Source organism: Streptomyces sp. NPDC044033, assembly GCF_056434425.1.
Window position 1 is genome coordinate 138490 of record NZ_JBWKFF010000012.1, and the last position, 11927, is coordinate 150416.

Sequence of the window (11927 nt, forward strand, 5' to 3'; positions counted from 1 at the left end):
CCCGGAGCACCGTCGCCGGGTACGTTGGTCGTCGCTGCCGCGCTCGGCTGGATGTCAGCGCTGATCGTCGACGTAGCCGAGGGCAACGTAGATCTTGCGGCGATCAGCGTCCTGGATGGCCCGGCGCCCGTGCATGACGCGCGTGTTGTCGACGATGGCGACATCGCCGTCCTGCCAGTCGAGGTCCTCTGTCAGCTCAGCCGACATCTTCTCGATCTCCGCGATGATCTCCTGCGGGATGTCCTCATCGTTCGCGAAGGCGATGCGAGGCTTCTCGTAGTAGTAGGAAGGGCCGAGGATGCTGTTGGCGAAGGCGAGCCGCTCACCGAAGAGCGTCGGGTGCGCTGCCGCCACCTTGTAGACGTAGTAGATCGACCCGTCGTCGTTGGCACGAATCCGCAGCTTTTCCTCACCAAAGAGCTTGGCGAGTTCGATGAGGTCGTCGACCGTGATCTCATCGTCCGGTTTGGCTCCGTTGAGGAGGCTGGAGGCCAGCGCCCGCCAGGCGTCCTCGCTGATGTTCCGTGAGTAGACGATGTCCTGGTCCAGGAACCGCTGCCGGGTCTGCTCGCTGAGCTGCTCCCAGACCCGGTAGCCGTCGCAGACCGTGGTCTGGGAGCCGAACCGAGCGGCGCTCTCACACATGAACCAGGTGAGGTCGGGCGTGAGCGGGTTGGTGCCGTGTTCCACGTGCAGCCCGACCGCGTCGATTCCGAGATCGACCTTCTGGACCGTCTTTCCCTCGCTGAACTCCCGCGCCGGATCGAGGGTGATACGCGTGCACACCGACTGCACCAGCTCGGAGAACTGATCGATCGACGGGCCGAATCCCCGGAGGAGCACGTAGCCGGACTTGGCGAGCTCGTCCAGCAACCAGCTGCGCTCCAGAGCGTTCAGCGGCTGATCGCCCTTGGCGGTGACGACGGTACCGGCCCCGCTGCCGTGCTGGGCGATCTCGAAGCCTTGCTGCATATCGGTCCTTTCGCGATGGATAGGGCTGGCTCAGCCGAAAACGGTGCCGTGCGCCGATGCGGTACCTCCGGCCAGCTCTCCGCCGTCCAGCACGATCTGCTGGCCCGTCATGAAAGCTGCCGAGTCCGAGGCGAGGTAGAAGAAGGCGTCGGCGATCTCGGTGGGGTCGGCGTGGCGGCCGGCCGGGATTTTCGCGTTGACCTCGGCGAACATTTCGTCGGTGTATTCGGCACGCTGCATGGGTGTCATCACATAGCCGGGACTGACGCACGCCGTGCGGATATGGGGCGCGAGTTCCAGGGCAAGGGTGCGGGTCAGGGCCAGCACCGCTGCCTTGGAGGCGTTGTAGTCGGCGTAGTACGGATAGCCGACGGACGCGTTCGTGGACGCGGTGGCGAGCAGCACCCCGCTCCGTGCGGCGATCATGTGCTTGGCGGCGGCCTGCCACAGGGCGATGACGCCGAGCACGTTGATGTCGAGCAGCGACCGGACGTCGCTCTCGGTCATCTCGACGAACGTCCGGCGCAGGCTGATTCCGGCGTTGGCGATGACGACGTCGATCGAGCCGTACTCGGCGTGGACGGAGTCCAGGGCGGAGTGGATGCCGTTCCAGTCCGTGACGTCGGCACGCACCCACTCCCCCACCGCGTCGGCCTCATCGGGCCGCGTGAGGTCCAGGTTCACCACGCGGTCCCCCGCCGCGGCGAAGCGGCGTGCCGTGGCGAGGCCGATTCCCGAAGATGCACCGGAGATGATGACAGTACGTTGTTTCATATTTCTCTCAGCCGAAGGTGTAGGACAGGTCGGTGGGCAGCGACTGGAACACGCCGCCGAGCTCTTCCTGGAAGTCGGCGCCCGCCGCGAGGGCCGAACGCAGGACCGGGACCTGGGAGGCGTCCTCCTCCCACAGCGTGCTGTGCAGGGTCCGGGCCAGCTCCTCCAGGGCCGGGCGGGCGCTGGGCAGCCAGCTCTTGCTTGTATCCGGGCCCAGGGGCACCCGGTGCGTCCGGAGCCAGCCGACGGTGAGGACGGCCGCGGCGGTGTCCGCGAAGTGATGATGCCTCCGGGACAGATACCGGAAGAGCTCGACCCGGAATGCCTCCCCCAAGTGCAGGTCGGAGGCGAATAGTCCGGCCGAGAGAAGGCCCAGGACGTCGGCGTACGTCTCCTCCAGACTTATGCGCTCGAAGGGGGTGAGACCCTCCGCCGGCCTGCCCTCGTCCGCCACGGTGGACTTGCGCCAGAAGTGGGCGAGGTCGTGTCCACGGAACCAGCGCAGCGAGGTGCGCAACAGACCGTCGAGCCGGGTCTGCGCGTCAGCGCCCTGTATCTCCCTGAAGAGTCTCAGCGAGCAATTCTGGATGCGCTCTCTGTGGATGTTGGCGAAGACGACGGTGAACTCCGGCCCGTTCACTCGTGACCTCGGGGCCTCCAAGGGGAAGAAATGCGCGAAGTTCTTGTGTCCGGCCGCTGATTCGCCGCCACAGAGCAGGAGGTCCAGAACACACATGGACGGCTGCATGTCCTGGATGGACTTGATCTCGCCCCGCAGAACCTCTGCTACCCGGTCACGGATCCAGCTCGTGCGCAGGGTGACCATGTCGACCTCCTGCTGGAGGTCGTTGCTCGGCACCGCCACCAGGAACCCGATGGACTGTTCCGCCGCGCGCAGGGCCCAAGTTCCGATGGGGCCGCAATAGAACCAGGGCCGGTCGGGGTGCGGCTCCCGCAGGGTAATCGGTTCCCACTCACCCGTGCGGGCGTAGACGGTCAGGCGCTGGGCGGCCGTTCGTGCGTGCAGGACCGCGTCCTGGGTTCCGGGGGCGGTCTCTTTGTCCGCGAACGCCAAGAGTTCTTGGGCGGCCGTCCGGGCAAGGGACACCGTCTGCTCCCGCCGCCCGGCCGAGGGCTCGACCTGCGGGATATCCAGAGCGGCTATGCCGTCGAACAAGGTCTTGGCGTGGACGAGGTGGTCCCAACCGCCTGGAAAGTACTTCTTGAGCCGGGCGTACTCGGGGTCGAGTCGCGTGACGGCGAGCACTGGTTCGTCTCGATGCCAAAACGGCGTCTCAGTCGTGGAGTTGCGCAACGGGAGATCGAGACTGACAGTGCGCGGTTGTCCCGGGCCGTTGGTGACGAGTGTTTCCGTCAACGAGTGCCTCCGGGAGCGACTGTCGCCGCGGCGGTGCCCGCCTGCTGCTTGACCGGTGCGGCCGGCGGTGTCCGGAACTCTTCTGCGGATTCCAACTCGCCCAGCGCCGCACCCCATTTCCTGCGGTTGGCGAGGAAGGCGAAGACGTGGCCGAGGTACTGCACGATGAACCACAGCGGCAGGAAGGCGGCGAACGACGGTGCCGTGCCGGTCTGCGCCCAGCCGATGACGGCCCAGGTGACCACGCCGGTGGCGGCGTTGAGGGCGACCGTGGTGGACAGGTCGGTCTGCTGCTGTGCCCATTCCGACGCGCTGGGCTTGAGGATCGTGCCGAGGATCAGGCCGCTGAGGACGGCGCCCAGCAGTCCCGCGGCACCGGCCCACAGCATGTCCATCGGGGTGACGGCCTTCGGGCCGATGAGCGCGTAGTAGAGAACGCCGAGGCCGACGCCGACGAGGAGGCCGGGCAGGTGCCTCGCGGGCCTGCGCCAGTGCGCCGGCGCCGCCATCGGCAGGTCGGTCGCGCCCCGGGGGCAGCGGTACACCGGCGGGAAAATGAGCCCCGTCACATCGATGTAGCGCTGGTACGACTCACCGGCCATAGCGATCAGGCGCTTGTCGTAGAGGATGCTGCCGATGACGTTGTAGATATTGAGGACAACGGCCAAGGCCAGCAGGTCGGTGGTCATGGTCGGCAGCAGGAAGAACATGCCGAAGAAGGCCGTGTGGACGGGGAACCGGATCCAGCGGCGGCTGCCGACCTTCCAGCTGATCAGCTTGGGGCCCGGAGCTCCGGCGGTTTGGGCGACGAGGGTCGTCGACCCGAAGGCGAGACCGCAGTCGTACTCGAACAGGTGAAGCTGCCAGTACCAGAGCCACGACACGACGGTAAGGCCGTACATGACGACCATGGGAATACCGGAAAGTTCCCAGATCACACTGTCGGTGTGCTGCCAGAGCGCGGCCGCCGCCAGGATGTATACGACGTTGGTAAGTGATTCAACGGACCGCCAAGCCAGTGAATCTATGCCCGTCTTGGCTTTGACCGTGCGTTTGACCCTCAGCGTGGCGAGTACGGAATGCTGAACTCCGAATCCGAGAACGAGAAGGATATCGACAAGAAGCTGGACAGATTGACTCACGTGGAACCGCCCCCTCGGTTAAGACGAAGTGTCACGCTCACGTGCAGAACCGGCCCAGCGCGCAAGCCGGTAAGGAATATGCGCTCCCGCGAAAATGAATGATCAACGCTTCACCCGTGCGCCGTCGGTACGCCCAGCGAGCAAGCCGACAGTGCGCGTTCACAGCAGGGAACGCTTCGAACAGGGAGAGATTAGTCATGCGCATGACTCTGTGACAAGCGTCTTATCGCTGCTGTGAATTGGCCACTCATTGCACGTTCTAGATCACGTTTGCTCATACGTATGACTACCGCGTTGAGCTACGCCCCGCACCAGCCGAGGTGACGGCTTACTACCCAGTTCAATCATGAAATACGCCCGGGCGGACCGCTCCCTGGAACGGGGGGCGCACTTGGCTCGATACAAGCGGTGAAAAACTGGCCATGTGACTGAATCCTGATCACGTATGCCCACTCACAGCACGTCCAGCACGGTCCGGGAATGCGTGAATCCGGTTTCCGGCCAAGTCCGCAGACAAGGGAGCAGTGCGACTTCAGCACCCCGTGACGGGATGGATGAGTCACACCTTCCATGCATTTATGCGCAGGAAATCAGCCACACGAGCGGAGAACCGGCAGTGGTGCAGCGGCAATTCCGGTGCACAATCCGGACGGGCCGTCCGGCCGGCCCGCCGCTCCGCCAGTCGGCCACCGGCACGCACGCTCTCGCCGATGCGTCGAATATGAGCCTTCTGGCAGCACCCCACTCCTACCGCACCGGATGTGCCGTTTTCGCCGCGACGAGAAAAGCCCAGCACGAAACAACGCCCGCAGGGCCCCAGCCCGGCGTACGCGACACGGGCAGGAACCCTGTCCGTCGTTCCGGCCCCTCTCGTAAGGGCTGTCCTGACGGGGCACCGCTCCGCGGCATCTGCCGCCGCCGACCCGGCGCACGCATCGCCCGCCTGCCGGCGGTGGCGGCAGGAGCCGTCCGGCCACCGACCCCGGCGCGGCGGCCCGCCCCGCCCCCACCCCTGTGCCGGGGACGTCCACTCCACACTCAACCGGTGAACGCTTTGCCGCCTTTGGCGTTTTTACCGCTATTCGCCATCAATAAGACAGCAGGCCGGGCGAGCTGAACCCGTCTCCCGGCCCACCTACGCGCCCGTTCGCGCTTAACTTGTCATCGCTCCCTCACCATCGGCGCTTCACTGTCAACACCCCCCAGGCCACAGCAGATCGGCCCAGAAGATCTTGAAACATCCACGATCCCGCCGATTCATTCCGTCAACAGGAATGAATTCACATGGAAAGCGATGGGCAGAGGTATGCGATTGACAAGGCCCGATCCCCCTCGCGCCGTCACCGCCACCGACGTGGCACGCATGGCGCAGGTTTCACAGTCGACCGTCTCGCTCGTCCTGAACGGCAAGTGGAAGGGAAGAATCCGCGAGGAGACCGCCCGCCGTGTGATGACGACAGCCGGCGAACTGGGCTACCAGATCAACCAGGCGGCCCGCAGCCTGCGGCTGGGCAGCACCGGAACCGTCCTCCTGGTCGTACCGACACTGGAGAACCCCGCCTTCTCCGCCGTGCACGCCGGCGCCGCCCGGGCGGGCGCGACGAACGACATCGGCGTTGTGGTGTTCCCACTCGGCGCGGACGACGGATGCGGTCCCTTCCCCGTGCCGAAACAGGCGATCGACGGGGTCCTGGCCTGCTCGATGCCGGCCGCCGATGTCGCCGAGTTATGCACCGGCCTCCCGCTGGTGATCCTCGACGACGCCTCGGACCGTCACACACCGACGGTCAGCCTGGATCTCGGCGGCGGCATGGCGCACATCCTGGCCCACCTCACCTCGCTCGGCCATCGCCACATCATGCACGTGCGCGCCGATCGCTCCACCTCGACCTTTGCCGAACGTGCGCATGTCTTCGACCAATGCGCCCTCAGCCATCGCGGCATAACCGCAAGCCATGTGTCGTGCTCCCTCGACCCACGCACGGTCCGGGACCGTCTGGTCGCCGTGCTGGCCTCCTCCGACCGTCCGACGGCGTTCGTCTGCGACGACGACAACATCGCCATGGGCGTCTACTGCGCGGCAAACATGCTCGACCTCGTCGTCGGCGAAGCCCTTTCCGTGGTCGGCTTCAACGATCTGCCGGTGGCCTCCCTGATCGCCCCCTCCCTGACCACAGTGCGCCTGCCCCTCAACGACCTCGGCTTCTATGGCATGCGGATGTACATGGACATCCGCAACGGAGAAGCAGTCGAGGACGTCACGCTCGGCACGGAACTCGTCGTACGGCAATCCACCGGCCCCGCACCACTATCCATCGGCACCGTCTGATCCCCCGTCGTCCTCTCCACGGTCCCGACCCTCCCCCCACCGGTCGCCGAAAGTGGAGCAGCGAAGGGGGCCTTCTCCCCCGCGAACAGCGGTCCGCCCTGGGCGAGTTCGCACAGGACGAGTTCGACCAGGACCAGTTCGGCCAGGATGAGTTCGGCCAGAGCGTCCATCACGGACGAAGTGATCCGGACGGTGCGGCGTGAGCGCTCGGCCTTGGGCGCACCAAGGCGATACCGGCCTTCACCGTCACGCTTCCAGGCCCGCGGCCGCGAATCTCGGGCTTCGGCGCCCCTCGATCGGTGACGTCGCGAGGCTGTAGGGCCGTAAGTTCCCCCACCGCGGCCCAGTGCCATACGGCGGTGACGAGCAGCTGGTCCTGCCACTCGGTAGTGAACTGCCGTGTCGGTCCTGAGACTTACCGCGGGGCGAGGAAGCCCACTGTCGTCCACGGTCTTGTCGTGACTGCACGGAAGCCGCGTCACGTCACACGGGTTCCGGGACCGGAGCGGGGGTTCGGTGTTCAACAGCTTCGTTCGGAATGCTGGCGACGAGCTCGTGCGGGTTTCCGACGATCTTGGGGCGCTTTCCGCATCTTGAGGCTGTCGACGGACATTCGCCCCCGGCGCACCTTGGCCGTGGCGAGCATCTTCACCCACGGTCGGCATGGCCGGATCGTGATACCGGAGAAGTGTTCGGTACTGCGGATGCCGCACTCGGAGAAGGTGGGGAAGATCCGATTCTCCAGCTACCCGAGGCAGGCGGCACGCGTGCGCTCCTCGATGCCCGTGCGGTTCTCTATGCGGTCGGCCGCGTAGGACCGAACGTGAAGCGGTCCTCGACGGCGACCTCAGCCGTGATGCGCCCACGTCCCGTGGCCCACCCGTCGGCCGATGCCGCCCGGCTTCATCCACCCGCCTTTGAAGAGTTCGGCCGCCTCGGGTCGAAGCTCTCGGACCGCCACCGTCCGCCCCGCTTGCCGCCGTCCCGTCACGTGACCTGGTAGCCGGCGACGTCCCTGGCGCGGTTCTCTCTCGGGTGCACGCTTGCCATACATATGATCGTGAGACTGCGTGTTCCCGCGGTGTTCGTCGCGAAGCCGCCCAGCAACGTTCAAGTGCGTGTTTCCACAGGTCGGAAACTTCTTTGGGGGAGTGCCCGGAGCCGGACTTGAACCGGCACGGCCCGAGGGCCAGCGAGGTTTAAGCTCGCCGTGTCTGCATTCCACCATCCGGGCAGGGGCTCTCGGTCCGTACGTACAGGGAGGCGCACGGCCCTCCCCTTGGAGAGCATGACGAGCCTAGCCCCGAGCGGCCCCCCGAACAGCGGAACGTTGGCCCGAGGTTGTCTTATTTTATTGGCAACTGAGGGTGCATCAGTACCCGGCCGACGCCAACGGCACATGCCACGGGCTGTTCCCGCACGGTCACCCTCCCGTCAGGCCCCGGAGGCGGAATTGTCGCAATCTCGCCGCCCCGCCCGGCTCGCGCACGTACTTCCGGCGTCAGGGTCGCGCTCCTACCAAAGGATGATGTGGCTCCCCCGCGGTACCTCCCTGGTCTCCCAAGGGAACGGGAGCAGGGTCTGATCCCGGAGGGCCTTTCGGCACGGACGATGGTGTCAGTCCCCAAAAGCCTCGTCCCGACAGGAGCCCCACGCCGTGACCACCACCCCCTTCGGCGCCCAGACCGCCGCCCGCGCCACCGCGGTGGCCGCCCGCGCCACGGATCTCACCAAGGTCTACGGACAGGGTGAGACCCAGGTGGTCGCGCTGGACGCGGTCTCCCTCGACTTCCACCAGGCGGAGTTCACCGCGATCATGGGCCCCTCCGGCTCCGGCAAGTCGACGCTGATGCACTGCATGGCCGGTCTCGACTCGGTCTCCGGCGGCTCGGCCCGGATCGGCGACGTGGAGCTGACCGCGCTCAGCGACAAGAAGCTCACCCAGCTGCGGCGCGACAAGATCGGCTTCATCTTCCAGGCGTTCAACCTGCTGCCCACGCTCAACGCCCTGGAGAACATCACGCTCCCGATGGACATCGCGGGACGCAAGCCCGACAAGAAGTGGCTGGACATGGTCGTGGACACCGTCGGCCTCTCCGGGCGCCTCAAGCACCGGCCCAACCAGCTCTCCGGCGGCCAGCAGCAGCGCGTCGCCGTGGCCCGCGCCCTCGCCGGCCGCCCCGAGATCATGTTCGCCGACGAGCCCACCGGAAACCTCGACTCGCGCTCCGGCGCCGAGGTCCTCGGCTTCCTGCGGAACTCCGTGCGCGAGCTCGGCCAGACCGTCGTCATGGTCACCCACGACCCGGTCGCCGCCGCCTACGCCGACCGCGTCGTCTTCCTCGCCGACGGGCGGCTCGTCGACGAGCTGCGCGAGCCCACCGCCGACGCCGTGCTCGACCGGATGAAGCGCTTCGACGCCAAGGGTCGTACCAGCTGAGCCGACGGAGTCGAGCCGGCCCACGCCGAGCCTGCCGGGCCGACCGGACGCCGCCGCTCCGCCGGCCCGTACGGACTCCGTCGACGCGCCGCGTCGCCACACCCACCCAGACTTCTCCCCGCCCCAGCCGCCCCCGCGCCCCCCGGCCCCTCCACCGGCCCGGCGCCCGGCCGCTCACGGGCGAGGAGCCTCTCCCCAGGACTGACCATGTTCCGTACCGCCTTGCGCAATGTGCTCGCGCACAAGGCCAGGCTGCTGATGACCGTGCTCGCCGTCATGCTCGGCGTCGCCTTCGTCTCAGGCACCCTGGTCTTCACCTCGACCATCACCGGCGCCCTCCAGAAGAGCTCTGAGAAGGGCTTCACCAACACCGACATCGCCATCAGCGCCACGTCGTCGGGCGACTCCGCCGACCGCGACGACGACAAGCCCGGCGAGTGGCACGAGCTCAGCCAGGGCCTGCTGACGAAGGTCTCGAAGGTGCCCGGCGTCGACTCGGCCACCGGTGCCGTCAGCGGCTTCGCCGCCGTCTCCGGCAAGGACGGCAAGCTCGTCGGCGACGGCTTCACCTCCGCCGGCGGCAACTACTACCCCGGCAAGGGCGGCGCCGACATCCGGTACCCGCTCAAGGACGGCCGCGCGCCGCACGGCGCCGGTGAGGTCCTCCTCGACACCAAGACGGCCGGCCGCGCGGGCGTCAAGGTCGGCGACACCGTCCGGATGTCCGTCGACGGCCCCGTCATGAACCAGAAGGTCGTCGGCATCTTCACCACCGACGACGGCAACGTCACGGCCGGCGGCAGCCTCGCGCTCTTCGACACCCACACCGCGCAGAAGCTCTACGGCAAGCCCGGCGAGTTCGGCGAGATCAATGTGAAGGCGGCGCCGGGCACCTCCCAGGCCCAGCTCAAGAGCTCGATCGACAAGATCCTTCCCGACACCGCCGAGTCCACCACCGGCCAGAAGCTCGCCGACGACCAGGCCAGGAACATAGCCAGCGGTATGAGCAGCATGAAGACCGGCCTGCTGGTCTTCGCGGGCATCGCGCTCTTCGTCGGCATCTTCATCATCGCCAACACCTTCACCATGCTGGTCTCCCAGCGCACCAAGGAACTGGCGCTGATGCGCGCGGTCGGCGCGAGCCGCCGCCAGGTGACCCGCTCCGTGCTCATCGAGGCGTTCGTGGTCGGCGCGATCGCCGCCGTCACCGGCCTGCTCGCGGGCATCGGCATCGGCGCCGCGCTGCGCACCCTGATGAGCGGCAGCGGCGCCACCGTCCCCGACGGGCCCCTCGTCATCGACCCCTCCACCATCGTGACCTCGCTGGTCGTCGGCGTCGTGGTGACCATGCTCGCCGCCTGGCTGCCGGGCCGCCGCGCCGCGAGGATCCCGCCGATCGCCGCCATGAACAGCGTGCACGCGGTCGCCACCACCCGGTCGCTGGTCGTCCGCAACACCATCGGCGCGCTCTTCTCCGGCGTCGGCATCGCGGCCGTACTGGCCGCCACCAGCATGGGCGCCGACAGCGGCAAGGGCGTGCTGGGCCTGGGCGCCGGACTGCTGATGATCGGGGTGTTCGTGCTGACCCCGCTGCTGTCCCGACCGCTGATCGCCGCCGCCTCGCCCGTACTGCGCGCCTTCGGGATCTCCGGCAAGCTCGCCCGGCAGAACGCGGTCCGCAACCCCCGCCGCACCGCCGCGACCGCCTCCGCGCTGATGATCGGCCTCACTCTGATCACCGGTCTGACCGTCATCGCCGGCAGCGTCCAAAAGGGCATCGGCAAGATGGCCACGGACTCCATCAAGGCCGACTACGTCGTCTCCATGGCGAGCAAGCTCCCGCTCTCCCCGCAGGTCAGCAAGGATCTCGCCGCCGACCCGGACGTCACCGCGTCCAGCCCGATGCGCAACTCGGGCGCCCGGATCAACGGCGACAGCGGTTACCTCACGGGTGTCAACGGCAAGGACCTCGGCGAGCTCACCAACCTCGACCTCACCTCCGGCTCCCTGAAGGTCGGCGGGCACAGCACCGTCATGGACGATGACGCCGCCAAGGAATACGGCTTGAAGGTGGGCTCCTCCTACGTCGCGACCTTCGAGGACGGCAAGAAGAGCCGGATGACGGTCTCGGGCGTCTACAAGGGCAACGAGCTGCTGCGCGGCATCCTGGTCGACACCGCCGCCCTCGCCCCGCACCAGAAGGACGCCACCGACCGGCAGGTGCTGGTCAAGACCAAGGACGGCGCGGGCGAGGGCTCCAAGAAGTCGCTCCGCAAGACGCTCGGCGACAACCCGGCCATCCAGGTCTCCGACAAGCAGGACATCACCAACGAGATCGCCTCGACGATCAACCTGATGCTGAACATGCTCTACGGGCTGCTCGCCATGGCCGTGATCGTCGCGGTGCTCGGCGTCGTCAACACCCTGGCCATGTCGGTCTTCGAGCGCTCCCAGGAGATCGGGATGCTGCGCGCCATCGGCCTGGACCGCAAGGGCATCAAGCGGATGGTGCGGCTGGAGTCGCTGGTCATCTCGCTCTTCGGCGGCGTGCTCGGCCTCGTGCTCGGCGTGTTCTTCGGCTGGGCGGCCGGCGAGCTGATCGGCTCCAGCATGGCCACGTACGAGCTGGTGCTGCCGTGGGGCCGGATGGGCCTCTTCCTGCTGCTGTCCGCGCTGGTCGGCGTGTTGGCCGCGCTGTGGCCCGCCCGCCGGGCCGCCCGGCTGAACATGCTGTCGGCGATCAAGGCGGAGTGATCCGCGCCGCTCGCTGCCACAGAGCAGAGGTGGGGGGGGGGGGGGGGGGGGGGTGGGGGGGTGGGGGGGGGGGGGGGGGTTTTCCTCCCCCCTTCCTCCCTCCCCTCGCGGATTACCCCCCCCCAAATACCTAAAGCA

At 67.4% G+C, this 11927-nt stretch carries 7 protein-coding genes and 1 tRNA gene; 3 read left to right on the top strand and 5 right to left on the bottom strand.

Going from position 1 to position 11927, the window contains the following annotated elements:
• Positions 1-54 precede the first annotated feature (54 nt).
• The 4 genes from AC07AB_RS22030 to AC07AB_RS22045 all read right to left on the bottom strand — a co-directional run bounded on the left by AC07AB_RS22030 (position 55) and on the right by AC07AB_RS22045 (position 4026).
• Positions 55-972 carry a TauD/TfdA family dioxygenase gene (locus AC07AB_RS22030; protein WP_478569451.1) on the bottom strand — a complete coding sequence of 306 codons (918 nt, stop codon included), beginning with the start codon at positions 970-972 and terminating at the stop codon, positions 55-57.
• A 30-nt stretch (positions 973-1002) separates the two neighbouring features.
• Positions 1003-1746, bottom strand: coding sequence for an SDR family NAD(P)-dependent oxidoreductase (locus AC07AB_RS22035; protein WP_478569453.1), 744 nt, complete (start codon positions 1744-1746; stop codon positions 1003-1005).
• Between the two features lie 7 nt (positions 1747-1753).
• Positions 1754-3013 (bottom strand): hypothetical protein, encoded by a 1260-nt coding sequence (locus AC07AB_RS22040; RefSeq protein ID WP_478569455.1) that lies wholly within the window; start codon positions 3011-3013, stop codon positions 1754-1756.
• A 107-nt stretch (positions 3014-3120) separates the two neighbouring features.
• Complete coding sequence (locus AC07AB_RS22045; RefSeq protein WP_478569457.1) at positions 3121-4026, bottom strand: hypothetical protein; 906 nt, start codon at positions 4024-4026, stop codon at positions 3121-3123.
• Positions 4027-5572: 1546 nt separating this feature from the next.
• On the opposite strand from AC07AB_RS22045, the gene AC07AB_RS22050 reads away from it, so the two are divergent.
• Positions 5573-6595, top strand: a complete 1023-nt coding sequence (locus AC07AB_RS22050) for a LacI family DNA-binding transcriptional regulator (protein ID WP_478569459.1) — start codon at positions 5573-5575, stop codon at positions 6593-6595.
• Between the two features lie 1152 nt (positions 6596-7747).
• Here AC07AB_RS22050 and AC07AB_RS22055 read toward each other — a convergent pair.
• Positions 7748-7829, bottom strand: a tRNA-Leu gene (locus AC07AB_RS22055).
• Between the two features lie 423 nt (positions 7830-8252).
• Between AC07AB_RS22055 and AC07AB_RS22060 the strand changes: the two genes are divergently transcribed.
• Positions 8253-9035 (top strand): ABC transporter ATP-binding protein, encoded by a 783-nt coding sequence (locus tag AC07AB_RS22060; RefSeq protein ID WP_478569461.1) that lies wholly within the window; start codon positions 8253-8255, stop codon positions 9033-9035.
• 207 nt (positions 9036-9242) lie between these two features.
• Entirely contained in the window at positions 9243-11789 is a 2547-nt protein-coding gene (locus tag AC07AB_RS22065; protein WP_478569463.1) for an ABC transporter permease, read from the top strand.
• Positions 11790-11927 lie beyond the last annotated feature (138 nt).